Origin of the sequence: Cupriavidus sp. Agwp_2 (genome assembly GCF_040784895.1) — a bacterium.
In the GTDB taxonomy this organism is placed as follows: domain Bacteria; phylum Pseudomonadota; class Gammaproteobacteria; order Burkholderiales; family Burkholderiaceae; genus Cupriavidus.
The window spans coordinates 3,325,831-3,349,925 of record NZ_CP088083.1 but is presented as its reverse complement, the minus strand read 5'-3'; the positions used below and the strand labels follow the sequence as shown (position 1 = coordinate 3,349,925).

Genomic DNA, 24,095 nt, shown 5'->3' with positions numbered 1-24,095 from the left:
GGGGGCGGCGCTGACCATGGACAAGCAGACAAGGATCTACGTCGCCGGCCATCGCGGCATGGTGGGTTCGGCGCTGGTACGCCAGCTGCGCGCCGCGGGCTACGCGCAGTTGCTGACGCCGGCGCGCGCCGAGCTGGACCTGACCGACCAGGGCGCGGTGCGCCGCTTCTTCGCGCGCCAGCCCGTCGATGTGGTGCTGCTGGCGGCGGCGCGCGTCGGCGGCATCGTCGCCAATGCCTCGCGGCCGGCGTCATTCCTGTACGAGAACCTGGCGATCGAGATCAACGTGATCCAAGCCGCGTTCGAGGCCGGCGTGCGGCGGCTGGTGTTCTTCGGCTCGTCCTGCATCTATCCGCGTGACTGCGCGCAGCCGATCCGCGAGGACTACCTGCTCAGCGGCCCGCTGGAGCCGACCAACGAAGCCTATGCCATCGCCAAGATCGCGGGGCTGAAGCTGTGCGAGGCCTACAACCGGCAATACGGCACCCGCTACCTGTCGGTGATGCCGACCAACCTGTACGGGCCCAACGACAACTACGACCTGACCAACAGCCACGTGCTGCCGGCACTGATCCGCAAGGCGCATGCCGCCGTCAGCGAGGGCGCCGCCACGCTGTCGGTATGGGGCACCGGCACGCCGCGGCGCGAGTTCCTGCATGTCGACGACCTGGCCGCGGCGACGCTGTTCCTGCTGCGGCAAGACCCGGATGGCGGCGTGTTCAACGTCGGCACGGGCAAGGACGTCCCGATCGGCGAGCTTGCCGCGATGGTGTGCCGCATCGCCGGGTTCCGCGGCGAACTGGTGTTCGACACCAGCAAGCCGGACGGCACGCCGCGCAAGCTGCTCGACGTGTCGCGGCTGGCCGGCCTGGGGTGGCAGGCATCGATCGGACTGGAGGCGGGCATCGCCCGTACCTGGCGCGAATTCGCCGCGGCGCAGGCGGCGCAGGCGGGGCAGGACAGCGCGGCGGCGTGAGGAGGGAGCAAGACACTTTCGAAAGGGCCGGGAAGGCCCAGAGGCGTCCCACCACGGGCGGCGGGGCAAGCAACGGGCAGTACGAAACCAAGGGGGTAGTCGTCATGTCGGGCTCAGTCACCATCTTCCACAACGTTGTCTGGTCGCGCCACAAGGGCCAGGTTTTCTCGGCACTGCACCGGCTGCACGGGCAGGGGTCGATCCGCTACACCGTCGTGCAGATCGCGGAGACCGAGCACATGCGGCTGGGCTTTTCCGAGGTCGACTACAGCGTGCACCAGTACCCGATGCGCCAGCTCTTCGAGGGCTGCTACGAGGACGTGCCGCGCTGGAAGATGACGTTGCGGCTGGTGGGCGAGGTGCTGCGCTCGGACAGCCGCGTGGTGGTGCTTCCCGGCTACCACCTGCCGGAATTCTGGGCGATGCTGCTGGCCTGCATCGTCACCGGCAAGCGGCGCGCGGTGTTCTGCGATTCCACCGGACGCGATCGCCCGCGGCGCCTGCTGACGTCGCTGCCCAAGCGGCTGTTCTTCGCGCTGTGCCAGGGCTATTTCGGCTTCGGCGAGCGCAGCCGCGAATACCTCGAGTCGCTCGGGGCGCGGCGCGATCGCATCTTCATCCCGTGCCAGGCCGCGGCGCTGCCGGCCGGCTACACACCCGAACAGGCGCTGGCGCGGCGCTTGCTGGCGCGTACGCCGAAGGCCGCAGCGCCGGATGCCGCGGACGCCCCGGACGCCCCGCCACCTGAACCGCAGGCGCCGGTGTTCCTCTATGTGGGGCGGCTGTCGGAGGAGAAGGGGCTGGATACCCTGCTCGAGGCCTTCGCCAGCCTGTTGCCGTCGATGCCGTCCGCCACGCTGCGGGTGGCCGGCAGCGGCCCGATGGACGAGCGCCTGCGCGAGCGCATCGGCGCGCTGCGGCTCGATGGCGCCGTGATGCTGCTGGGCAGCGTCAACGGTGCCGCGCTCGAGGCCGAGTATGACCGCGCCACCTGCCTGGTGCTGCCCAGCTACAGCGAGCCCTGGGGCCTGGTGGTGAACGAAGCGCTGGCGCATGGCTGCCCGGTGGTGGTCAGCGACAACTGCGGCTGCGTGCCCGAGCTGGTGCACGAGGGCGAGACCGGCCTGGTGGTGCCGCCGCGCGACGTGCCCGCGCTGGCGGCCGCGCTGGACCAGGCGGTGCGCCTGTTCGCCGATACCCGCGCCACCGCGCTGCACTGCATCGAACTGATCCACCGCTTCGACCCGGCGGCGGCGGCCACCCATATCGACCGCGGCTGCGTCAGCCTGCTGCGTGGCACGACGCGCGCGGCGCCGCACCCCGTCGCCGAGGCCGAAGCCCACCGGAGCAGCCAATGAAAATCCTCATCTGCGGGCAGAACTACGCGCCCGAGCTGACCGGCACCGGCAAGTACACCGCCGAGATGGCCGAGTCGCTCGCCGCGGCCGGCCACGAGGTGCGGGTGGTGTGCGGCCCGCCGTACTACCCGGCGTGGCGGGTCGAAGAGGGCTACACGGCCTGGCGCTACCAGCGCGAGCAGCGCGCCGGCGTGCGCGTGCAGCGCGTGCCGCTGTGGGTGCCGCGGCGCCCGGGCGGGCTCAATCGACTGCTGCACCTCGGCAGCTTCGCGCTGGCCGCGCTGCCGGCGCTTCTGGGGCAATGCTGGTGGCGCCCGGATGTGGTGATGGTGATCGCGCCGGGGCTGATGAGCGCACCCGGCGGCTGGCTGCTGGCCCGGCTTACCGGTGCCATCGGCTGGCTGCACCTGCAGGACTACGAAGTGGATGCCGCGTTCGAGCTTGGCCTGCTGCGCGGTGCGCGCGCGCGCCGCGCGGCGCTGGCGGTGGAGCGCGCGCTGCTGCGCGGCTTCGACGTGGTCTCGACCATCTCGGAAAAAATGACCCAGGCGGCGGTGCGCAAGGGCGTACCGGCGGCGCGCGTGGTGCTGCTGCCCAACTGGGTCGATGCCAATGCGATCCATCCGCTGGACCGGCCCAGCGCGTATCGCGAGGCGATTGGCATCGCGCCGAACCAGAAGGTGGTGCTGTACGCGGGCAATATGGGCGCCAAGCAGGGCCTGGACGTGCTGATGTGCGCGGCCGCGGCCCTGGCCGGCCAGCCCGACATTGTCTTCGTGTTCTGCGGCAACGGCCCGGCCCGCGCCGAGCTGGAGCTGCACTGCGCCGGCCTGGAGCACTGCCGCTTCCTGCCGCTGCAGCCGGCCGAACGCCTCAATGAACTGCTGAACCTGGCGGACATCCACGTGCTGCCGCAGCGCGGCGGCGCCGCCGACCTGGTGATGCCGTCCAAGCTGACCGGCATGCTGGCCAGCGGGCGCGCCATCGTCGCCATGGCCGAGGGCGGGACCGAACTGTTCGCCGCGCTCAGTGGCCGTGGCCTGACCGTGCCGCCCGAGGATGCCGACGCGCTGGCGCACGCCATCCGCCGGCTGGCGAACGACGCCGCGCTACGCGCCGAACTGGGCGCCGCGGCACGCGCCTACGCGGCCAGCACGCTGGCCGCGCCGGTGGTGCTGGGCCGGCTGGAGGCGCGGCTGCGCACGCTGGTCGCGGGCGGTACGGCTGGAGAGGCCGCGCCGGCGACCGGCGCCGAGTTGCCGCAGCCGGCGCTGCGCGCCGAGGAAGCGGAGTAAGCCATGTCCAAGCTACGTCCGCGCGCCGAACGCCGCCGCCACCGCTGCCCGGGTGGCTGCGAGCCATACATGCCATGGCCCCGCTGCCAGCGCCGCGCGCCGGCCGGCTGCCTGTTTTCGTCGGGAGGAGAGCGCTCATGCCAGCCATCGAGCCGGCCGCGCCGTGTGCGCGTGCCCTGACGCCAGCCGACGGGTACCCGCCCCGCGCCGTTCCCGCGGCCACGGTGCCGGCCGGCAACCTGCCGGCACTGACCAGCATCCGTTTCCTGGCGGCGCTGACGGTGGTGCTGTGCCATTTCGGCCAGATCGGCCTGCTCGCGGTGCCGGCGTGGTTCGTGGCGGCTGCCGACGGCGGGCGTCCGGCGGTATCGCTGTTCTTCGTGCTGTCGGGCTTCGTGCTCGCCTACAACTATCGCGACAGCCTGGACGGCCGCGGCGCACGCGCCTTCTATGCGGCCCGCGTCGCGCGCATCTGGCCGGTGCTGCTGCTGTCGCTGGTGCCGGCACTGGCCGTCACCGCATGGCTGCTGCGCAGTGGCGACGCCATGCTGCTGCGCGAATGGTACGGGCTGGCGCGGCCGGACCTGCCCCTGCTGGCGGCGAGCCTGCTGTGCCAGGTGCTGGCACTGACCGCGTGGCTGCCGTTCGCCGGACTGAACCAGCCGTGGAACGGTCCCGCGTGGAGCATTTCGTGCGAGGCCTTCTTCTATGCCCTGTTCCCGGCGCTGCTGGCCTGGGCCGGCGCGCGCGGCAGCCGTGCGCTGCTGCGCTGGTGCATGCTGCTTTGGCTGCTGCAAGGCGCGTGGATCGCGCTGGCCGAGGCCGCCATGCCGCCATCGCGCTCGGGCTTCCTGGTCGCGCAGTTCCCGCTGACGCATCTGTTCGAATTCGTGCTGGGCGTCTGCGCCGCGCAATGGCATGCACGGATGCCGCGCGCGGCGGATACCCGCCACCGCCTCGGCATCTTGCTGACGGCCGCCGCGCTGGCACTGGTCGCGGTGCTGGCGGTGCAGGCGCTCTCGCCGCCGGGGCGCTGGCCGGCCTTCTACCTGCAGGCGCCGGCATTCGGTGCGCTGATCCTGGGTCTGGCGCTGCTGCAGCGGCCCGTGCTCGGCCTGCTGCACCGGCGCTGGCTGGTGCGGCTGGGCGAAGCCAGCTTCTCGCTGTACCTGCTTCATGTGCCGCTGGGCCGGCTGGCGTGGCTGGCCGGCTGGCCGCGGGCGTACGGGTGGCTGGTGCTGGCGGCCGTGGTGGCGCTGAGCGTGCTGGTCTTCCTCTGGTACGAGGAACCGATGCGCCGCTGGCTGCGCCGGCGCCTGGCGCCCGTTTTGTCGGAGCCTGCCGGTGGGGCGCTGCCGGCCAGCGCGGTACGGGGCTAGGAGGCGGGCATGCGCAACCGCTTCATCACCCTCTGGATCTGGCTGGCACTGTGCCCGCTGGCGGTCGATTTCAAGAGCGTCGACGAGAACGGCAGCCGCATCACGCAGATCCTGCTGACGCTGCCGGCCATTGCCGCCACCATCGTGCTGGTGATGACCGCGCCCCGCTTTGCCGGCGGCAGCCAGTTGCGCAGCGCCGTCACCATCGCGCTGATGCTGACGGTGCCCGGCAGCCTGGTGCCGCAGCTGCTGCAGGGCAATGATTTCGGCAACTATTTGCGCGTGCTGCTGCCGTTCATGCTGATGCTGTTCGGCTACCTGGCCGCCTGCCGGCCGTGGCAGACGGACCGGCTGGTGCAGGTCGAGAAGGCCATGTTCACCGGCATGGTGATCTCGCTGCTGTTCAGCTTCGGCTATGGCATGGCCATCGGCGGCGGGCTGGAAACGGTGCGCTTCCGCATCGTGTCGGTGGTGTTCCTGGCGCTGCAGGGCCTGCTGCTGCACGAGTTCGTGATCGCGCGGCGCTTTTCGAAGCTGACGCTACTGCTGTTCCTGCTGTCGGTGGCGATCGAGCTGCTCAGCGTGACGCGCAGCCTGCTGGTCGGCACCGCCATGCTGTTCTGCCTGGCGACGTGGCTGGGGGCGCCGTCGCTGCGCCAGTTGCTCAAGTCGGTGGCGCGCGCGATGGTGATCACGGTCGCGCTGATCGGCGGCACCGTGGTGATCGGCTCGGCATTGTTCCCGAGCGTGGCCGCGCACTGGGAGCAGCGCATCTCGGCCGCCAAGGCAACGGCCTCGGGCATCGATCCCACCACCGCGACGCGGCTGGCAGAGATCAAGGACCAGATGGACCAGGTCACCGCCAGCACGGTCTCGCTGCTGCTTGGCAAGGGCTTCGGCCACAACTACCGCTACTCGCCCGACTACCTGACGGCCCTGTCGGGCCAGATGAGCGAGAAGGAGTTCTACGCCATCAACGAATGGGCCGCCGGCCACAACTTCTGGGTCTACCAGCTCTTCGCCGGCGGCGTGGTGTTCGGGCTGGCGCTGCCGTTCGCGGTGCTGTTCGCACTGTGGCGCGGGGCGGTGATCTACCGGCGCTGGCGCCGACATGCCCCGGATGCGCCCTACCTGCCGGTGCTGGGGCGCGCGCTGATGGTACTGGCGGCATTGCCGGCCACCTCGATCGGCGGCAACCCGCTGGGCCCGCGCTACTCCGGCCTGGTGTACGGCGTGGCGCTGGGCCTGCTGGTGGGCTCGTGCATGCGGCTGCAGCGCCTGGGGGTGCGCCGCGGGACGCCGGCGGCTGCCCGCGCACCGGCGATGCAGCCGGCCACGCCGCAGCCACCCCGGCCGCCCCGGCTGCCGGTCTCGCTGCCGGTCTTGCCACCTGCCCGCGCGGCCGCCCCGTCGGCGCCGCGCCTCACCCTGCAAGGACCCCGTCCATGAAGATCCTGCAACTGCTGCCATCGCTCGATCCGCGCCAGGGCGGGCCTGCCGAGTGCGTGCGCCAGAGCGCCGCCGCGCTGGCCGCGCAGGGCCATCGCGTCGAGATCCTGACGCTCGATGCGCCCGATGCGCCGTGGCTGATACAAACCGGCCTCGCCGTCCATGCGTTGGGGCCGGCGCGTGGCGGCTACCGCTATTGCCCGGCGCTGGTGCCGTGGCTGCGTGCGCATGCGCGGGGCTTCGCCGCGGTCATCGTCAATGGGCTCTGGCAGCACCACGGATTAGCGACATGGCAGGCGCTGCGCGACAGCGGGGTGCCGTACTTCGTCTTTCCGCACGGGATGCTAGATCCGTGGTTTCGCCGCGCGTATCCGCTCAAGCACCTGAAGAAGTGGCTGTACTGGCCGTGGGCAGAATACCGCGTCCTGCGCGACGCGCGCGCGGTGCTGTTCACCGCGGAGGAAGAGCGCCGGCGCGCGCGCGAATCCTTCTGGCTGTATCGCGCCAACGAACGCGTGGTCAGCTTCGGCACCAGCGAGCCGCCGCCGGCGCATGCGGCCGACGGCGGCAGCCTGGACGAGCGCTTCCTCACGGCGTACCCGTCGCTGCGCGGCAAGCGCCTGATTCTCTTCCTGGGCCGCCTGCACCCGAAGAAGGGCTGCGACCTGCTGATCGACGCGTTCGCACGCGAGGCCGCGCAAGTGCCGGCCGCGCACCTGGTGATGGCCGGTCCCGACAGCGCGGGCTGGGCCGCCGCACTGCGCGAACAGGCCGCCGCGCGCGGCATCGCGGACCGCATCACCTGGCCGGGCATGTTGCGTGACGAGATGAAGTGGGGCGCCTTCCGCGCCAGCGAGGTGTTCGTACTGCCGTCGCACCAGGAGAACTTTGGCATCGCTGTCGCCGAGGCGCTCGGTTGCGGCCTGCCGGCGCTGCTGTCGACGCAGGTGAACATCTGGCGCGAGGTGGCACAGGGCGGCGCGGGCATGGGAGCGCCAGACACCGTGGATGGCACGGCGGGGATGCTGCGAGCCTGGTTCGCCCTGGCACCGGCCCAGCATGCGCGTATGCGGGCCCGCGCGCACGCGGTATTTGCGCGGCATTTCACCGTGGAAGCGATGGCGGCGGACCTGCTTCGGGTGGTGCAGGCGACAGGCGTTGAAGAAAAAAGATAAGGAGGGCAGGCGCAGCAAGTGATGGTCTTGACGGGGGCTCGCGCACGTCCGCTTCGGGTGTGCAAGGCAAGGGCAAAAAGGGGAGCGACGCTATGTTTGTCGATGCAAGGCAAATCGAACAGAACACGACAATACGCACTACCGTGTGCATCGTGGGCGCGGGAGTCGCGGGCATCACGCTGGCGCTGCAGATGCAGCGCATGGGTATCGATGCCTGCGTGCTGGAAAGCGGCGGCTACAAGCCGGACGAAGACACCCGGGATTTGTACCGGGGTGAAAACGCCGGGCTGCCCTACACCTTCGCGGACGGCAGTCGCAGCCGCTACCTCGGGGGCAGCAGCAACTGCTGGGGTGGCTGGTGCAGGCCGCTGGACCCGTGGGACCTGGAGCGCCGCGAGTGGGTGCCGCACAGCGGCTGGCCGTTCGGGCTCGATGAACTCAGGCCCTACTACGCGCGCACCCATGAGCTGCTGCGGCTGGGGCCTGACAACTTCGAGCCCGCGTGGTGGGAACAGGCCATCGGCCGCGCCGACGTGCGGCGGCTGCCGCTGAGCGGCGCGAGCATCCGCGACACTATCTCGCAGTTCAGCCCGCCGGCGCGCCTGGGCAAGTTGTACCGCGACACGCTTGCCGCAGCCGGCCGCGTCAAGGTGTTCCTCTACGCCAACGTGACCGCGGTCGAGACCGATGCGAACGCCGGCGCGGTCACGCACCTGTCGGTCGCCACGCTCAGCGGCAAGCGCTTCCGCGTGGTGGCGCAGCGCTTCGTGCTGGCCGCCGGCGGCATCGAGAACGCGCGCCTGATGCTGGCCTCGAACCGCGCCAGCCCGGCGGGCCTGGGCAATGGCAACGACCTGGTCGGACGCTACTTCATGGACCATCCGCGGCTGATGTCGGGCTGGGTGCATTTCAGCAAGGCATGGTCGCGCAACAAGCTCTACGACATCAAGTACCACTACCAGAATCCGGCCGTCAGCGCGCACGGCACCCGGATCTCGTCGCAGTTCGCGCTGCGCCCGGAGGTGCTCGCGCGCGAGCGGCTGCTCAATGCGCGGGTCTGGTTCTTCTCGATGTTCTATGGCGAGGGCAGCGCCGGCGCCGAGGCGCTGATCCGCGCCAAGCAGGCGCTGCTGCGCAAGGACCAGCCTGGCTACCGCGTCGGCCGCGACCTGCTCACCATGGCCAGGCACCCGTTGGATACCGTTGGTTTTGGCCTGACGCGGCTGCTGCAGCCGCGTGCGCTGATCTCGGGTGTGCGCATGCAGGCCATCGTCGAGGCTGCGCCCGATCCCGAGAGCCGCGTGACGCTGTCGCAGCAGCGTGATCGGCTGGGCATGCCGCGCGTACGCGTGAACTGGCGCGTCGGCAGCCTGGTGCAGCGCACCTTCGACCGCACCTTCGGGCTGCTGGCGGACGAGCTGGAGCGCACCGGCGTGGCCCGCGTCACGCTCGATCCGCCCACCGAGGGCCAGCCGTGGCCGGCGTCGCTGGAAGGGACCTGGCACCACATGGGCACCACCCGCATGCATGACTCGCCCAGGCAGGGCGTGGTCGACCGCAACTGCCGCGTGCACGGCATCGGCAACCTGTATGTGGCCGGCAGTTCCGTGTTCCCGACCGTGGGCGCCAACTTTCCCACCATCACTATCGCGGCGCTGGCGCTGCGGCTGAGCGAACACCTGGCGCGCACCCTCGGCGACACGGCGCGCGCCGCCGGCGTGGCGCCGGCGGCCGGCACGCCGGCCCAGGGTGAAGCGCATGCGCTGGCGGCACCGGACGCACTGGAAGGAGAACCCTCATGAGCTATCGGATCGTGATCGCAGGCCTGTTTGCGAGTGCGCTGGCGGCGTGCTCGTGGGCGCCCGGACCGGCGCTGGACGGGAGCCGGCTGGATGACAACCTGCGCGCCAAGACCGGCACGCAGACCTACCCGGTGCAATTGATCACTGCCGACGTGATCCGCGCGCAGATCGACGCCGTGCTCGCGTCGAACAGCCAGGTATCGCCGGCGCGCGGCACGGACCTGCGCACCAGCATCGAACGCTACGAGTACCTGGTTGGCCCGCAGGACGTGCTGGGCGTGACCGTGCTGTTCAACCCGCAGCTCAGCTCGACCGCGCCGGCCGCGCCCGCTGCCGCCCAGATGATGCCGACCGAGGCAGCGCAGCCGCAGCTGCCGCTGGACCAGAACGGGTTCCGCGTCTCGCGCAGCGGCGAGCTGTTCTATCCGCCGGTGGGCGTGCTCAGGGTCGGCGGGCGCACCATCGAGGAAGTGCGCAGGATGATCACGCGCGGGCTGGAGCGCGACCTGCGCGATCCCCGTGTCGACGTACGCGTGATCGCCTATCGCCACGGCCGTGTCGACGTGACCGGCCTGGTGCGCAATCCGGGCTCGATCCCGGTTACCGATGTGCCACTGACGATGATCAACGCGGTGGCGCGCACCGGCGGCACCATGCCCGAGGCTGACGTGCAGAAGGTGCGCCTGACGCGAGGCAGCGAGGTCTATGAACTGGACCTGGAAGCGCTGATCGACCGCCGCAACGGCTTCAGCGACTTCCTGCTGCAGGCGGGCGACATCGTCAACGTTCCCGACCGGCTGGGCAGCCGCATCTTCATCCTCGGCGAAGTGGCCAAGCCCACCTCGATGCTGATGAACCGCGGCCGCCTGACGCTGGCCGATGCGCTGGCCGGCGTCAACAGCATCGACGTGCGCTACGCCGACCCGCGCCAGATCTTCATCATCCGCGGCATGCGCGACAGCCCCACCACGCCCGAGGTGTTCCGCCTCGACATGAGCCAGGTCGATGCGCTGCTGCTGTCGACGCAGTTCCGGCTCGAACCGCTCGATGTGGTCTACGTCGGGACCTCGGATGCGGTGCGCTTCAACCGCGTGCTTGAGCAGATCACGCCGACGATCCAGACGCTGTTCTTCACCAAGGAGCTGTCGCGCTGAGCCCATGCGCAGCATTGCAAAACATACCGCGGGCGCGCGCCAACGGCGCGCAGCACCGCGGACCGAGGAAATCATCGTCAAGGCAGAACGGGGAGTTGACATGGAGAGCCAATTTTCACGGCCGGAGTGCAACTATGTGCTGGCCGCGCTGTTGCAGGAGGACTGCCATCCGCTGGCGGCACAACTGGAGCTGGTCAAGCTGCGCGCCGGCCAGATGCTGAGCGAGGCGGGGCAGCGCATCCACCACGTGCATTTCCCGACGACCGCGGTGGTGTCGATGCTGGCCGTGTCCGAGTCGGGCGCGGGGATTGAAGTGGCGGTGGTCGGCAAGGAAGGGCTGGTGGGCATGCCGATCCTGACCGGTGGCGACTCGATGCCGTATCGGGTGGAAGTACGCTGCACCGGGCTGGCCTACCGTATCCCGGCCGCGCTGATGCGGCATGCCTTCATGCAATCGGCCGCCATGCGCCGTGCCAGCCTGCTTTACGTGCAGGCGCTGCTGACGCAGGTGGCGCAGGTCGCGGTCTGCAATCGCCACCATCCGCTGAGCGACCAGGTGTGCCGCTGGCTGCTGCTCACGCTGGAGCGCATGCATTCGCGCGAGTTGCTGAGTACCCAGCAGGGTATCGCCGACCGGCTTGGCGTGCGCCGCGAAGGCGTGGCCGCCGCGGTCGGCCGCATGCAGGAGCTTGGCCTGCTTGCCACCAGCCGGGGCCGCATTGTCGTGCTCGACCGCGCCCGGCTGGAAGCGATGGGATGCGAATGCTACCGCGTGATCCGGCAGGAGTACGCCCGCTTGCTGCCGCCGCCGGCGGGGCATACCGCTGCCATCGAGGCGGCGCACGGCCACCAGTCAGTCCATGCCGACCACGCTGTCACGCTGGGGAGCTGCGTATGAATGCCCATGTCCATGAGGCGCATGCCGGCATGGCGGCGGTACGCGGCGCGATGCCGCTGCGCGCGCAGGCTGGCTGGATCACGGCCGCCACGGTGGCGGCCGTGCTGGCGGGTGCGCTCTATGCAGCGTCGTTGCCACCGCGCTACCGGGCCGACGTACTCATCGGCGCGCCGCGCGGCGAGGCCATGCCCTGGCAGGCGCAGCGGCCTGGCGCGCAGAACGGTGCGGGGCTCGACACCGGCATGCTGGCCAGCCGCACGGTGCTGGCGCCGGTGGTGCACGATCACGGGCTCGACATCGAAGCGGCGCCGCGGCGCCTTCCGCTGCTGGCCACGCTGTGGTCGTGGCTGGCGCAGCCCGCCGGCGACGGAATGTTGCCGGCGCCACTGCCGGCATTGGCGTCATACGGCTGGGGTGGCGAACGCGTGTCGGTGGCCGCGCTGACGGTGCCTGAGGCGCTGGTCGACCGGCCCTTGCGCCTGGTTGCGCTGGGCGGACAGCGTTATCGCCTTGAGGCGCCCGACGGGCAGACGTTGCTGGAAGGCCAGTCGGGTACGCCGGCGCATCGCGGCGCGGTCTCGCTGCAGTTGTCCGTGCTGGTGGCGCGCGCCGGCACGCAGTTCACGCTGGTGCGGCGCGATGGCGCCGCGGCGGCTGCCGCGCTGGCCGAGGCATTGCGCATCGAGCCATCCGGCGAAGCCGTCCGGATCGCATGGCGCGACACCGATCCGCAGCGCGCCAGCGCAGTAGTGAATGCGATCGCCGCTTCGTACGCCCACGTGCTCGCGCATCAGCGCCAGGAACAGGCAGGGCGCATGCTGGATTTCATCACCACAGAACTGCCGCGCGTGCGGGCCGAGCTGGAGCAGGCCGAAGGCGCGCTGGCGCGCCACCGCGCGCGCGCCGGCACACTGCTGCCCAGCCAGGATGCGCAGTCCTACCTGCACGGCAGCATCGAATACCAGCGGCAGATCTCGGCATTGCGGCTCCAGCGCGCGCGGCTGTTGCGGAACTACACGCCGGAGAACCAGGAGGTGCGTGCCATCGACGACCAGATCGAGCAGTTGCGCAACGACCGCCGCAGCCTCGACGGCCGCCTGCAAGGGCTGTCCGAAGCCGAGCGCGACCAGGTCTCGCTGACGCGCGATGTCAAGGTCGCCGAGGACGCCTACATGTCGCTGCGCGGGCAGGCGCAGCGCCTGGCGCTGGCGCGTGCCGACGGCGGCAGCGAAGCGCTGCTGCTCGATGCGGCGACACCGTCGGTGGCTCCCGCTGGCCCGCCGCGTGCGCTGGTCGCCGCGGCGGCGGGCGCGGCGGGCCTGTTGCTGGCACTGGCCGTGGCCATGCTGCGCCAGCGCCGCGCCGCGCAGCTGGCGTCCGCCGGCACCATCGAGGCCGGGCTGGCGCTGCCGGTGATCTGCGAGGTGATGTTCAGCGACGAGCAGCGCCGGCTCGGGCAGCGCGCGCGCTCAGCGGAGGGCACGGGTGGGACGGCGGCAGCGGGGGCAAGGCCCGCCGGCGAGGTCACGGTCGTGGCGCCGCTGCGCGGCGGCGCCGAAGCCGGCCATGCCGGCCACGACCGGTTCCTGCTGGCCTGCCAGCATCCGGACGTGCTGGCGGTGGAAGGGCTGCGCATGCTGCGCGGGGCCCTGCAGCTGGGCCTGGCGCCCCATGGCCGGCGCGTGGTCGCGCTGACCAGCGCCCGCGCCGGCGAAGGCAAGACCTTCACCGCGGCGAACCTGGCCGTACTGGCCGCCGACGCGGGGCTGCGCGTGCTGCTCATCGACGCCGACCTGCGGCGTGGTTCTTTGGCCAGCTGGTTCGGCATGGATGGCGCAGATTGCGGTGTGGGCCTTGCCGATGTGCTGGCCGGCAACGCCACCCTGCGCGAGGCGACATGTCGCACCGCGGTATCCGGCCTGTGGCTGCTCGGCGCCGGCACGCTGCCCGCCAACCCGTCTGAGCTGCTCAGCCAGCCGCGCCTGCGCGGGATCCTGGCCGAGGCCGAGTCGCGCTTCGACCTGGTGCTGGTCGACACGCCGCCGGTGCTGGCCGTGGCCGACGCCATGCTGGTCTGCCACCTCGCCGGCGCGACGCTGCTGCTGATGCGCGCGCTGGAAACCCCGCAGTCGGTCGCCGCGCAGGCGCTGAGCCAGCTCGGGCGCTGCGGCGCGGTGGTGGTCGGTGGCGTCGTCAACGGCGTGTCGCCGCGCCATGACAAGGCGCGCGTGGCCGATACGCGCGCCTTGCTGCGCGGCAGCGCGGGCCGCGTGCCCTTGCCCGCGCTGCCCGCGTGGCAAGAGAGCCCGCAGGACAAAGACAGCACGAAAGACAGCAAGGCGCGCATGCACGGCGGCATGCAACACAACATGAAAAAGCGCCCGCGGGTCGCGGCGCTGGGAGGAGGGCGTCCATGAGACATCGGCTGGCGTGGTGCGCCACCTGCTTGCTGGCGGCGGTGCTGCTGGTCGGCACCCAGATCCCCGGCCGCATGCGCGACACGCTGGAGCGCAGCCTGCACGCGCCGTTCCCGCTGTCGTCGCTGGCGCATTTTCTGCTGTTCACAGCGATGGCATGGCTGCTGGCATCGCGCCTGATCGCGTGGCCGGCGCGGCGCATCGGTGCTGTATTGCTGGGGCTGGCGTTGTTGACCGAAGGGCTGCAGGTGTTTGCCATCAACCGTCATCCGCGCTGGCTCGATGTCGGCATCGACATGGCAGGCTTCCTCGCTGGCACGATGCTGGCGGCGTGGCTTTCGGGATGGCTGTCGCAGCGGCGTGCGCTGCCGCACGGCGCCGGCTCGGAACCCGCACGCTGATGCGGCGCTTGCGGCATGCGCCCCGATGCAATGGCGCAGCGCCTTTGCTAGAGTGAGCGGATCGCAACTCCGTCGCCGGCTGCGTGGCGACCCGACCGCATGCAACCCTCCCCGATCGCCGGCGCGCTGCCGGAACGCCGCGCGCAGCGCCAGGCGCTGGCGGCGTGGCGCGACCAATGCCGGCTAGACGCCGGCGCGGCAGCGCCGGCCTGGCGCGCTACCGAGCCTCATCCGGCCGACTGGCTGCGCTGGCTCGACCGCGCCTTGCTCGCACTCGGCACCGTGCTGCTGTGTGCGGGCGTGGTCGTGTTCTTTGCCTTCAACTGGCAAGAGCTGCACAAGTTCAGCAAATTCGGCCTGCTGGCCGCCGCGGTGACGCTGCTGGCGGCCTTTGCCTGGTTTCGCGCGCCCGGCGACATGGCCGGCCGCGCCGCGCTGGGCGGCGCGCAGGCCCTGTCCGGCGTGCTGCTGGCAGTGATCGGCCAGACCTATCAGACCGGCGCCGACGCCTGGCAGCTGTTCGCGCTGTGGGCGCTGCTGGCGGTGCCGTGGGCACTGGCGGCGCGCGCGGCGCCGCACTGGTGGCTGGTGCTGGTGGTCGGCAACGTGGCGCTGCTGCGCTACTTCAGCATCCGCTTCGGCATGGATGGCCTGTTCGCGCTGCTGTTCGACAGCCGCTACCTGCGTACCGCCACGCTGGCCTTGCTGGGGGCGGTGCTGCTGCAACTGGCGTTGTGGCACTTGCTGGTGGCCCGCGCGCCCGGGCTGGGCTTCCGGGGACAGACCGGCAGCCGCTTGCTGGCGGCGCTGGCGTGCGTGCAGGCCGGCTCGCTGGGTCTGACCAGCTTGCTGGACAAACGCTTCGATGGCGCGTCGTTCGTGCTTGCGGTGGCCGTGCTGGCCGGGCTGGCGTGGTGGTACCGGCAACGCGCCTTCGACATCGTCGTGCTGAGCCTGACCTGCCTGACGGGTATCGTGCTGGTGGTGGCCGGACTCGGCAAGCTGCTGTTCGAGGGCAAGGGCGACTTCGGCGCATTCCTGCTGCTCGGGCTGGTCACCATCGGGCTTGCCGCTGGCGCGGCGGCGTGGCTGATGCGCGCCTATCGTTCCCAACTGGAGCAGGCATGAGCACCACCTTGCAGACCGAACAACGGCTCTGGCGGGAACTGGCCGCGCGCGGAGCGGTGCAGGGCGAATGCCCGGAACACAGCCATGCGCCGTGGGCGGTGCGCTGCCTGATGGGCGCGGCCGGCTGGCTTGGCGCCTTGTTTTTCCAGATGTTCCTGGTCGGCACGGTGTTCGTGGCCGCGCGCGAGAACGGTGTCGCCATGGCCGTGACCGGCCTTGCCATGATCGCGCTGGCCGCCTTGCTGTTCTGGCGTGGCGGCGGCATCGCAACGAGCCAGTTCGCGCTGGCGGTCAGCTTGTGCGGGCAGGGGATGGCGGTGTATGGATTGGTCGAGGCGCTCGGCTTTACGCGCGTGACCGAGACTGCCGGATTCTGGGCCGGCATCGCGCTGTTCGAAGGCGCGCTGGTCTTGCTGGTGCCCAACCGGCTGCACCGGCTGCTGTCAGGGCTTGGCATCTGGATCGGGCTGGCGGGCGCCGTGCATCTCGGACTGCCGCACGAGGCCGCCAATGACTGGCTGGCGCTGACGTGGTCGTTCGGCTGGCTGGCGCCGCTGGGCTGCGCGTTGGTGACCGGCTTCACGCTGGCCGAAGCGCGCGTGTGCGCGGCAGGGCGGCATGCACTGCTGGAGCCGCTCGCCGATGCCACGCTGCTGGCCGCGCTCGCCATGGCGCTGGTAGTGACCGGGATGAGCCATCCGATGGCCTGGCTGTTCGATCCGGAGGCGGGCCACCTGTCGGTCGCGCACTGGGTCGGGGGCGCGCTGCTGACGCTGGTGCTGGCCGGCTTTGCCCTGGCGGAAGGCCGCCGGCTCGCGGTCGGTCCCGCCATGCAGGCGGCCGTGCTGGCCGGCACGCTCGCCTTTGGCGCGCTGATGGCCGCGGCGCCCGCCGTCGTGGCCGGTGCGCTCGCGCTGGGGCTGGCCCTGCGCCGGGCCTCCCTGGCCTGGATGGGCCTGGGCGTCGCCGCCATTGCCATCGGCTTTATCTGGTACTACAGCGCGCTTCACTGGACGCTGCTGGCCAAGTCGGTCACGCTGGCCGCGGCGGGGGTGCTGTTGCTGGCCGGGCGATACTGGCTGCTGCACGGCCGCACTGGCAAGGAGTTCGCATGAAACGCTGGATCCTGATCGCGTGGGCACTGACCCTGACGCTGGCCGCCGTTGGCATCGCCGGCAAGGAAACGCTGCTGGCACGCGGCGACACCGTCTTGCTGCGGCTCGCGCCGGTCGATCCGCGCTCTCTGATGCAGGGCGACTACATGGCGCTGAATTTCGACATCGGCAACCAGATCCGCACGGCACAGGGGCCGGCGGAGCGCCCGCCGCGCGACGGCGTGGCCGTGATCCGGCGCGACGCACAGGGCGTGGCCAGCTTCGTGCGGCTGCATGACGGCGGCCAGCTGGGCGTGGGCGAGCAGTTGCTGCGCTTCCAGGCGGCGCGATCGCGCTGGGGCGGGGCGCAGGTGCAGGTGTCGACCGATGCGTATTTCTTCCAGGAAGGGCAGGGCGAGCGCTTCGCCCGGGCCATGTTTGGAGAGTTCCGCGTGGGGGCGGATGGCCAGGCGCTGCTGGTGGGGCTGCGGGGGAAGGAGATGGAGAAGCTGTGAGGCGGCGATTGTTTCCCAGCGCACGCCAGAAAACAAGAAACCCGCGAGACCGCCGGGTTTCTTGTCGTCGGGGGCAGGCTCAGACGTTGAACAGGAAGTTCAGCACATCCCCATCTTTCACCACGTATTCCTTGCCTTCCGCGCGCATCTTGCCGGCTTCCTTGGCGCCGGTCTCGCCCTTGAACGTGATGTAGTCGTCGAAGGCGATGGTCTGCGCACGGATAAAGCCGCGCTCGAAGTCGGTGTGGATCACGCCGGCCGCCTTGGGCGCGGTGTCGCCGACGTGGATGGTCCAGGCGCGCACTTCCTTCACGCCCGCGGTGAAGTAGGTCTGCAGGCCCAGCAGCTTGAAGCCGGCGCGGATCACGCGGTCCAGGCCCGGTTCTTCCATGCCCAGGTCGGCCAGGAATTCGGCCTTGTCGGCGTCGTCCAGGTCGGCAATCTCGGCTTCGATGGCGGCGCACACGGCCACCACCGGCGAATTGGTCTGCTTGGCGTACTCGCGCACCGCGTCCAGGTGCGGGTTGTTCTCGAAGCCGTCTTCACGCACGTTGGCGACGTACATGGTCGGCTTGGCCGTGATCAGGCAGAACGGGCGGATGGCATCCCATTCTTCCGGGGCCAGGTCGAGCGTGCGCACGGCCTTGGCCTGGTCGAGCACGGCTTGCGCCTTTTCCAGCACGCCAACCAGCCGCAGCGCTTCCTTGTCGCCAGCGCGGGCCGGCTTGATGTAGCGGGCCAGGGCCTTTTCCACGGTGGCCAGGTCGGCCAGCGCGAGTTCGGTGTTGATGACCTCGATGTCCGACAGCGGGTCGACCTTGCCGGCCACGTGGATCACGTTGTCGTCTTCGAAGCAGCGCACCACGTGGGTGATGGCGTCGGTTTCACGGATGTTGGCCAGGAACTGGTTGCCCAGGCCTTCGCCCTTGGAGGCGCCCGCCACCAGGCCGGCGATGTCGACGAACTCGACGGTGGCCGGCAGGATGCGCTCAGGCTTGACGATCTCGGCCAGCTTGCCGAGCCTCGAATCCGGCACTTCGACCACGCCGACATTGGGCTCGATCGTGCAGAACGGATAGTTTTCGGCGGCGATGCCGGCCTTGGTCAGGGCATTGAACAGCGTGGACTTGCCGACGTTGGGCAGGCCGACGATGCCGCATTTGAGGCTCATGGTCTTGTCTTAGGAAAATCAAGGGTTTGCAGGATGCGGTCCGGAGCCGGTCGGGCTGGCGACGGGCACTGGGCGCGCCAGTCGCGGGACTGCATCGGACGAGACAAACACGTCACATCGAGCGCCGCTCGACGGCTGTACGGGGTCTGCCACGAAAAACGGCAATTGTAACCCTATCGGGACTGCGGGTTGCTGGCGGGGTGGGCGATTTGCGGGCGATTTGCACCGTATGCAAAAACAAGACGGCCAGGAAGTCATCCTGGCCGTTGCGTGAGCGCCGCTTGCGCTCAATCGAGATTCACGACGTTCATGCGCCGTCCGTGAACTGATCCCGCTTATCCGTGGCCTTGGCGCCGTCCGTAAACATGTCGCGCCTGTCGATTACCCTGTCGCCATCCAGGAACACGTCCCGCCGGTCAGTTACGCGTGCTCCATCCGAATACACATCGAACTTGGAGATCTTGGCGCCATCGGAATAAACGTCCCGCGGGCCAGTCGTGCCTCCAAAAGCCGATCCCCCTGCAACCGCGAAACCCACCGCGGCAATCCAAAGCGCCTTCTTCATTGTTCCACCTCCCTTCAGGTGGTTCGTCCCCGGGTCAGAAACATTTCGTTTCAATATAGGCTGTGTGTTTCCGAACTCGGTTCTATGCACCGATTGATTTGTCATAAGCCTAATGACCTGAAGAAATAATGAACGCCCGTCCGTCCCGCCCGGAGGCCCCCGGAGTGACGTGGCTATAATCCAGCCATGACCCGATCCCACGCGTCCGCGCGCAGCTCTGCGCGCAATTCCTCCGCTTTCCAGGTTGCCGTCGTCGGTGGCGGCATCGTCGGCAAGTCCTGCGCCTTGTTGCTGGCCCAGCAGGGCATGGACGTGGCGCTGGTGGCGCCGAAGCCGCCCCGCGGCGTCGGCCGCGTGCCGGCCGCCGGGCCGCAGGACTGGGACAGCCGTATCTATGCGTTTTCCGCCAGCTCGCACGCGCTGCTGGAACAGATGCGCGTGTGGGAGGCGCTGGATCCGTCGCGTATCCAGCCGGTGCGCGACATGCGTGTCTTTGGCGACGTCAGCGCCGCCGAGACCACGCCCAGCGTGGACGGCGACCTCCATTTCTCCGCCTACGCCGCCGCGGTGCCGCAACTGGCATGGATCATCGAATCCAGCCATGTCGAGCGTGCGCTCGACACCGCGCTCGGCTTCCAGCACCAGGTGACCTGGCACGACGGCACCGCCAGCGTATGCGAGCGCGATCCCGAAGGCATCACGCTAACGCTGGACAACGGCAGCAAGCTGCGCACGGCGCTGGCGATCGGCGCCGACGGCGCGCGCTCGTGGCTGCGCCAGCAGTGCCATATCGGCGTCAGCACGCGCAAGTACCGCCAGCTTGGCGTGGTCGCCAACTTTGCCTGCGAGCGTCCGCACCACGAGACCGCCTGGCAGTGGTTCCTGGGTGCGCCGGAAAAGCTGATGGCCGACGAGGAGCCCGCCAATGGCGAGGTGCTGGCGCTGCTGCCGCTTCCTGGCAACCATGTGTCGATGGTCTGGTCGGCCGACGAAGCGCACGCGCGCGACCTGCTGGGGCTGTCGCCCGAGGCGCTCGCCGCCACCGTGATGCAGGGCGCCGCCGGCGCGGTCGGCAGCCAGTTCGGCACGCTGCGCTGCGTGACACCGGCGCAGGGCTTCCCGCTGGTGCTGCAGCGCGCCGACCAGTTCGTGCAGCCGCACGTGGCGCTGGTCGGCGACGCCGCGCACGTGGTGCACCCGCTGGCGGGGCAGGGCATGAACCTGGGCCTGCGCGATGTCGCGGAACTTGGCCGCGTGATGGCCGACAAAGAACCTTTCCGCAGCGAGGGCGACCTGCGCCTGCTGCGCCGCTACGAGCGCGCGCGCGCTACCGACCTGCTGTCGCTGACCGCGGCCACCGACGGGCTGCACCGGCTGTTCTCGCTGCCCGGCGGCGTGGCCCGCGTGGTGCGCAACACCGGCATGCGCGCGGTGGGTGGCCAGCCGCTGCTCAAACGTTTCCTGATCGGGCGCGCGCTCGGCTGACGCCGCCGCGCCCCGAACGAACATCGAATACCCCCTGGAGTCCACATGTTTCCATTTCTGCGCCGCCACCCTGTCCGCAGCGCCGCCGTCACCGCTGTCGTTGGCGGACTGGCCGCGGCCGGCTTTGCCCTGCATGCCATGGCGGCTGGCGAACCCGGTACCGACCGCATCAAGGAGTCGCTGCAGAAGGTGCTGGGCGGCCGTGCCGAGGTAAAGAGCATCACCAAGACCCCGGTGCCGGGCCTGTTCGAGGCCAATATCGGCGGGCAGGTGGTCTATACCGACAGCACCGGCCGCTACATCCTCAACGGCGAGATGATCGACACCCGCACCGGCACTAACCTGACCGAGGAGCGGATGGCCGAGATCAACCGCATCAAGTGGTCGGACCTGCCGCTGGCGCGCGCGATCAAGTGGAGCAAGGGCGACGGCAGCCGCCAGATCGCGGTGTTCTCCGATCCCAACTGCGGCTACTGCAAGCGCATCGAGCAGACCTTCCAGCAGATGGACAACATCACCGTGTACACCTTCCTGTACCCGGTGCTGTCGCCGGACTCAGAGACCAAGGCCAAGCAGGTCTGGTGCGCGGCCGACCGTACCAAGGCGTGGCGCGACTGGATGCTCAAGCATGTGGCGTTGACCGGCAACGGCAGCTGCCAGACGCCGCTGCAGGAGAACCTGGCGCTGGGCCAGAGCATGAATGTCACCGGCACGCCGGCGGTGTTCTTCATGGACGGCACCCGCATCCCGGGCGCGGCCGACGTCGCCACGCTGGAGAAGAAGCTCGCCAGCATCAAGAAATAAGCGCGCGCCGGACCTGACCCGGCTCGATCGACGGCCGGACTTGTCCGGCCGTCCTGCTTTTCGCTTTCCATCATTTCCAGGCGATCGCCGCCAGGCGACAAGGAGACACCATGACGTTCCAGGCATTGCTGCTGACCCAGGCCGACGGCGCCACCCAGGCCAATCTGGCCACGCTTGACGAAGCGCAGCTGCCCGCCGGGGGCGATGTGCTGGTGGCGGTGGACTATTCCACCATCAACTTCAAGGACGGCCTGGCGATCACGGGCCGCTCGCCGGTGGTGCGCAAGTGGCCGATGGTGGCGGGCATCGACGGCGCCGGTACGGTGCTGGAATCGACCAACCCGCGCTGGCACGCCGGCGACAAGGTGGTGCTGAACGGCTACGGCGTGGGCGAGACCCACTGGGGCTGCCTGGCGCAGCGCGCGCGGCTGAAGGGCGACTGGCTGGTGCGCCTGCCCGATGCCTTTACCACGCGCCAGGCCATGGCAATCGGCACCGCCGGCTATACCGCGATGCTGTCGGTGCTGGCGCTGGAGCGCGGCGGCGTCAACGGCCCGGTGCGGCCGGGCGATGGCGAGGTGCTGGTGACCGGCGCCTCCGGCGGGGTGGGCTCGGTCGCGATCTCGGTGCTGAGCAAGCTGGGCTACAAGGTGGTGGCGTCGACCGGCAAGACCAGCGAGGCGGATTTCCTGAAGGCACTGGGCGCCGCCGAGGTCATCGATCGCGCCGAGCTGGGCGTGCCCGGCAAGCCGCTGCAGAAGGAACGCTGGGCCGCGGTGGTGGATTCGGTCGGCTCGCATACCCTGGTCAATGCGTGTGCGCAGGTGCGCTACGGCGGCGTGGTGACGGCATGCGGGCTGGCGCAGGGGATGGACTTCCCGGCCTCGGTGGCGCCGTTCATCCTGCGCGGCGTGACGCTGCACGGCATCGACAGCGTGATGGCGGCGATGCCGCTGCGCGAGCGCGCCTGGCAGCGGCTGGCGAGCGACCTGGAGCCGGATCGCCTGAACGCGATCACGCGCGAGATCGGCCTGGCCGAGGCGATCGAAGCGGGCCGCAGGATCGTGGAAGGCGGCATGCGCGGTCGCGTGGTGGTCGACGTCAATCGCGCCTGACCGGCGCCTTGCAGCGGTATTGCTGTCCCGGGCGCCGGCGTTGCCAGCGGGCGCCGACGTTACAATCCTGCCCATGACGCCGATCCGCTACGCCATCGCCCCGCTTGCGCCTGAGGCGCACCTGTTTGCCGTCACCGTCACGGTGAGCGAGCCCGATCCCGCCGGGCAGCGCTTTACGCTGCCCGCGTGGATCCCGGGCAGCTACATGATCCGCGACTTCGCCCGCCATATCGTGCGCATCCGCGCCGATGCCGGCGGCCGCGAAGTCCCGCTGACCAAACTCGACAAGCAGGGCTGGCAGGCCGCGCCGGTGAGCCTGTCGGATGGCCCGCTGACACTGAGCTACGAAGTCTATGCCTGGGACCTGTCGGTGCGCGCCGCGCACCTGGACGCCACCCATGGCTTCTTCAACGGCAGTTCGGTGTTCCTGTGCGTCGAAGGCCAGGCCGAGCGGCCTTGCACCGTCGATATCCACGCCCCGGAAGGCGAGGCTTACCGCGGCTGGCGCGTTGCCACCGCAATGCCGGAAGCGCCGGGCCGCGACGGCGCGAAGCGCTACGGCTTTGGCCGCTACCAGGTTTCCGACTACGACGAGCTGGTCGACCACCCGGTGGAAATGGGCAATTTCCAGCTCGCCAGCTTCCGCGCCTGCGGCGCGCAGCACGACGTGGTCTTCACTGGCCGCGTGCCCAACCTCGATATCGAGCGCGTGTGCCGCGACCTCAAGCGCATCTGCGAAACCCAGATCCGCCTGTTCGAACCCCGCGGCGCCGAGGCGCCGTTCCTGGACAGCAACCGCCGCTACGTCTTCATGACGATGGTGACCACCGACGGCTATGGCGGCCTCGAGCACCGCGCCAGCACCGCGCTGATGTGCGGGCGCAACGACCTGCCGGCGCGCGGCGACAGCGACACCAGCGAGGGTTACCGCACCTTCCTGGGCCTGTGCAGCCACGAATATTTCCACACCTGGAACGTCAAGCGCATCAAGCCCGCCGCGTTCGTGCCATACCGGCTGGCCGAGGAAACCTACACGCCGCTGCTGTGGCTGTTCGAGGGCTTCACCAGCTACTACGACGACCTGGTGCTGGTGCGCTCGGGCTGCGTGACCGAGGCGCAGTACGTGGAGATGCTGGGCAAGACCTGGAACGGCGTGCTGCGCGGCAACGGCCGCACCAAGCAGAGCGTGGCCGAAAGCTCGTTCGACGCCTGGACCAAGTACTACCGCCAGGACGAGAACGCGCCCAACGCCATCGTCAGCTACTACACCAAGGGCTCGCTGGTGGCGCTGGCGCTGGACCTGACCATCCGCGCCAAGTCGCGCGGACGCCGCTCGCTCGACGATGTCATGCGCGCGCTGTGGCGCCGCTACGGGCGCGGCTTCTATGCGCCCGGGGCGATGCAGCGCGGCGTGACCGAGCCCGAGGTCTATGCGCTGTTCGACGAAGTGACCGGCCTGAAGCTGGGCGGCCTGCTGCGCTCGCTGACCGAGGGCACGGGCGAACTGCCGCTGGCGGCGCTGTTCAGGGACTTCGGCGTCAAGGCCGAGGCGCAGAAGCCGTCGCGCACCGCGGCGCTGGGCATCAAGGTCAAGACCGACGACGGCTGGGTACGCGTCACGCAGGTGCTGGACGGCGGCGCGGCGCAGGCCGCGGGCCTGTCGGCCGGCGACCTGCTGGTAGCCATCGACGGCCTGCGCGTGGCGCCCGGCCAGGTCGACAAGCTGCTGGGACGCTACCGCACCGGCGACCGCATCGACCTGCACGCCTTCCGCCGCGACGAGCTGCAGGTGCTGCCGGTCACGCTGGCGCGCGAGCCCGCGGCGCAGTTCAAGGTCAAGCTGGCGGACGGGCGGCATGCGGCGCGTTCGCGCTGGCTGGGCCAGTGACGTAGCGCAGCCATCCCCATAACCTA

20 protein-coding genes are annotated in these 24,095 nt (G+C 70.1%); 18 read left to right on the top strand and 2 right to left on the bottom strand.

The features are described 5' to 3' along the window. The first annotated feature begins 16 nt into the window (after nt 1-16). From LPA45_RS15660 to LPA45_RS15595, 14 genes are all read left to right on the top strand, one after another. Nucleotides 17-976, top strand: a complete 960-nt coding sequence (locus LPA45_RS15660) for a GDP-L-fucose synthase (RefSeq protein ID WP_317922431.1) — start codon at nt 17-19, stop codon at nt 974-976. 104 nt (nt 977-1,080) lie between these two features. Beyond that, nucleotides 1,081-2,334 (top strand): glycosyltransferase, encoded by a 1,254-nt coding sequence (locus LPA45_RS15655; protein ID WP_317922433.1) that lies wholly within the window; start codon nt 1,081-1,083, stop codon nt 2,332-2,334. Then, entirely contained in the window at nt 2,331-3,629 is a 1,299-nt protein-coding gene (locus LPA45_RS15650; protein ID WP_317922434.1) for a glycosyltransferase WbuB, read from the top strand. Before LPA45_RS15655 ends, LPA45_RS15650 begins: the two co-directional genes overlap by 4 nt. Nucleotides 3,630-3,766: 137 nt before the next feature. Then, complete coding sequence (locus LPA45_RS15645; RefSeq protein WP_317922436.1) at nt 3,767-5,008, top strand: acyltransferase; 1,242 nt, start codon at nt 3,767-3,769, stop codon at nt 5,006-5,008. Nucleotides 5,009-5,017: 9 nt separating this feature from the next. Then, complete coding sequence (locus LPA45_RS15640; RefSeq protein ID WP_317922438.1) at nt 5,018-6,457, top strand: hypothetical protein; 1,440 nt, start codon at nt 5,018-5,020, stop codon at nt 6,455-6,457. Next, a complete protein-coding gene (locus tag LPA45_RS15635) occupies nt 6,454-7,632 on the top strand; it encodes a glycosyltransferase (protein WP_317922439.1) in 1,179 nt (392 codons plus the stop codon). Before LPA45_RS15640 ends, LPA45_RS15635 begins: the two co-directional genes overlap by 4 nt. Nucleotides 7,633-7,724: 92 nt before the next feature. After that, nucleotides 7,725-9,434 carry an FAD-dependent oxidoreductase gene (locus LPA45_RS15630; RefSeq protein WP_317922440.1) on the top strand — a complete coding sequence of 570 codons (1,710 nt, stop codon included), beginning with the start codon at nt 7,725-7,727 and terminating at the stop codon, nt 9,432-9,434. Further along, the gene (locus LPA45_RS15625) at nt 9,431-10,588 is read left to right on the top strand and encodes a polysaccharide biosynthesis/export family protein (protein WP_116320213.1); all 1,158 of its coding nucleotides are present in this window, start codon (nt 9,431-9,433) and stop codon (nt 10,586-10,588) included. The genes LPA45_RS15630 and LPA45_RS15625 overlap by 4 nt, the downstream gene beginning before the upstream one ends. A gap of 100 nt (nt 10,589-10,688) precedes the next feature. Further along, entirely contained in the window at nt 10,689-11,486 is a 798-nt protein-coding gene (locus tag LPA45_RS15620; RefSeq protein WP_317922441.1) for a Crp/Fnr family transcriptional regulator, read from the top strand. Beyond that, nucleotides 11,483-13,903 (top strand): polysaccharide biosynthesis tyrosine autokinase, encoded by a 2,421-nt coding sequence (locus LPA45_RS15615; RefSeq protein ID WP_317922442.1) that lies wholly within the window; start codon nt 11,483-11,485, stop codon nt 13,901-13,903. The genes LPA45_RS15620 and LPA45_RS15615 overlap by 4 nt, the downstream gene beginning before the upstream one ends. Continuing rightward, a complete protein-coding gene (locus tag LPA45_RS15610) occupies nt 13,900-14,304 on the top strand; it encodes a VanZ family protein (RefSeq protein WP_147316214.1) in 405 nt (134 codons plus the stop codon). The genes LPA45_RS15615 and LPA45_RS15610 overlap by 4 nt, the downstream gene beginning before the upstream one ends. 99 nt (nt 14,305-14,403) lie before the next feature. Next, complete coding sequence (locus LPA45_RS15605) at nt 14,404-15,432, top strand: DUF2157 domain-containing protein (RefSeq protein WP_317922444.1); 1,029 nt, start codon at nt 14,404-14,406, stop codon at nt 15,430-15,432. Continuing rightward, complete coding sequence (locus LPA45_RS15600) at nt 15,429-16,547, top strand: DUF4401 domain-containing protein (protein ID WP_116320206.1); 1,119 nt, start codon at nt 15,429-15,431, stop codon at nt 16,545-16,547. The genes LPA45_RS15605 and LPA45_RS15600 overlap by 4 nt, the downstream gene beginning before the upstream one ends. Beyond that, nucleotides 16,544-17,041 carry a GDYXXLXY domain-containing protein gene (locus LPA45_RS15595; RefSeq protein WP_116320204.1) on the top strand — a complete coding sequence of 166 codons (498 nt, stop codon included), beginning with the start codon at nt 16,544-16,546 and terminating at the stop codon, nt 17,039-17,041. Before LPA45_RS15600 ends, LPA45_RS15595 begins: the two co-directional genes overlap by 4 nt. Nucleotides 17,042-17,120: 79 nt before the next feature. On the opposite strand, the gene ychF is transcribed toward LPA45_RS15595, so the two are convergent. Both ychF and LPA45_RS15585 read right to left on the bottom strand, forming a co-directional pair. Then, nucleotides 17,121-18,212 carry a redox-regulated ATPase YchF gene (ychF, locus tag LPA45_RS15590; RefSeq protein WP_317925732.1) on the bottom strand — a complete coding sequence of 364 codons (1,092 nt, stop codon included), beginning with the start codon at nt 18,210-18,212 and terminating at the stop codon, nt 17,121-17,123. Between the two features lie 307 nt (nt 18,213-18,519). Further along, the gene (locus LPA45_RS15585; RefSeq protein WP_116320200.1) at nt 18,520-18,777 is read right to left on the bottom strand and encodes a hypothetical protein; all 258 of its coding nucleotides are present in this window, start codon (nt 18,775-18,777) and stop codon (nt 18,520-18,522) included. 186 nt (nt 18,778-18,963) lie between these two features. On the opposite strand from LPA45_RS15585, the gene LPA45_RS15580 reads away from it, so the two are divergent. From LPA45_RS15580 to LPA45_RS15565, 4 genes are all read left to right on the top strand, one after another. Next, nucleotides 18,964-20,262 (top strand): UbiH/UbiF family hydroxylase, encoded by a 1,299-nt coding sequence (locus tag LPA45_RS15580; protein WP_116320199.1) that lies wholly within the window; start codon nt 18,964-18,966, stop codon nt 20,260-20,262. 45 nt (nt 20,263-20,307) lie between these two features. Next, the gene (locus LPA45_RS15575; RefSeq protein ID WP_116320197.1) at nt 20,308-21,066 is read left to right on the top strand and encodes a DsbC family protein; all 759 of its coding nucleotides are present in this window, start codon (nt 20,308-20,310) and stop codon (nt 21,064-21,066) included. Between the two features lie 110 nt (nt 21,067-21,176). Further along, the gene (locus LPA45_RS15570; RefSeq protein WP_317925735.1) at nt 21,177-22,181 is read left to right on the top strand and encodes an MDR family oxidoreductase; all 1,005 of its coding nucleotides are present in this window, start codon (nt 21,177-21,179) and stop codon (nt 22,179-22,181) included. 73 nt (nt 22,182-22,254) lie between these two features. Further along, the gene (locus LPA45_RS15565; protein ID WP_116320194.1) at nt 22,255-24,069 is read left to right on the top strand and encodes a M61 family metallopeptidase; all 1,815 of its coding nucleotides are present in this window, start codon (nt 22,255-22,257) and stop codon (nt 24,067-24,069) included. Nucleotides 24,070-24,095 lie beyond the last annotated feature (26 nt).

Excerpts from the sequence above, each read along its gene's own strand:
- LPA45_RS15660 (WP_317922431.1), top strand. The coding sequence starts at position 17 with ATGGACAAGCAGACAAGGATCTACGTCGCCGGCCATCGCGGCATGGTG.
- LPA45_RS15655 (WP_317922433.1), top strand. The coding sequence starts at position 1,081 with ATGTCGGGCTCAGTCACCATCTTCCACAACGTTGTCTGGTCGCGCCAC.
- LPA45_RS15650 (WP_317922434.1), top strand. The coding sequence starts at position 2,331 with ATGAAAATCCTCATCTGCGGGCAGAACTACGCGCCCGAGCTGACCGGC.
- LPA45_RS15645 (WP_317922436.1), top strand. The coding sequence starts at position 3,767 with ATGCCAGCCATCGAGCCGGCCGCGCCGTGTGCGCGTGCCCTGACGCCA.
- LPA45_RS15640 (WP_317922438.1), top strand. The coding sequence starts at position 5,018 with ATGCGCAACCGCTTCATCACCCTCTGGATCTGGCTGGCACTGTGCCCG.
- LPA45_RS15635 (WP_317922439.1), top strand. The coding sequence starts at position 6,454 with ATGAAGATCCTGCAACTGCTGCCATCGCTCGATCCGCGCCAGGGCGGG.
- LPA45_RS15630 (WP_317922440.1), top strand. The coding sequence starts at position 7,725 with ATGTTTGTCGATGCAAGGCAAATCGAACAGAACACGACAATACGCACT.
- LPA45_RS15625 (WP_116320213.1), top strand. The coding sequence starts at position 9,431 with ATGAGCTATCGGATCGTGATCGCAGGCCTGTTTGCGAGTGCGCTGGCG.
- LPA45_RS15620 (WP_317922441.1), top strand. The coding sequence starts at position 10,689 with ATGGAGAGCCAATTTTCACGGCCGGAGTGCAACTATGTGCTGGCCGCG.
- LPA45_RS15615 (WP_317922442.1), top strand. The coding sequence starts at position 11,483 with ATGAATGCCCATGTCCATGAGGCGCATGCCGGCATGGCGGCGGTACGC.
- LPA45_RS15610 (WP_147316214.1), top strand. The coding sequence starts at position 13,900 with ATGAGACATCGGCTGGCGTGGTGCGCCACCTGCTTGCTGGCGGCGGTG.
- LPA45_RS15605 (WP_317922444.1), top strand. The coding sequence starts at position 14,404 with ATGCAACCCTCCCCGATCGCCGGCGCGCTGCCGGAACGCCGCGCGCAG.
- LPA45_RS15600 (WP_116320206.1), top strand. The coding sequence starts at position 15,429 with ATGAGCACCACCTTGCAGACCGAACAACGGCTCTGGCGGGAACTGGCC.
- LPA45_RS15595 (WP_116320204.1), top strand. The coding sequence starts at position 16,544 with ATGAAACGCTGGATCCTGATCGCGTGGGCACTGACCCTGACGCTGGCC.
- ychF (WP_317925732.1), bottom strand. The coding sequence starts at position 18,212 with ATGAGCCTCAAATGCGGCATCGTCGGCCTGCCCAACGTCGGCAAGTCC.
- LPA45_RS15585 (WP_116320200.1), bottom strand. The coding sequence starts at position 18,777 with ATGAAGAAGGCGCTTTGGATTGCCGCGGTGGGTTTCGCGGTTGCAGGG.
- LPA45_RS15580 (WP_116320199.1), top strand. The coding sequence starts at position 18,964 with ATGACCCGATCCCACGCGTCCGCGCGCAGCTCTGCGCGCAATTCCTCC.
- LPA45_RS15575 (WP_116320197.1), top strand. The coding sequence starts at position 20,308 with ATGTTTCCATTTCTGCGCCGCCACCCTGTCCGCAGCGCCGCCGTCACC.
- LPA45_RS15570 (WP_317925735.1), top strand. The coding sequence starts at position 21,177 with ATGACGTTCCAGGCATTGCTGCTGACCCAGGCCGACGGCGCCACCCAG.
- LPA45_RS15565 (WP_116320194.1), top strand. The coding sequence starts at position 22,255 with ATGACGCCGATCCGCTACGCCATCGCCCCGCTTGCGCCTGAGGCGCAC.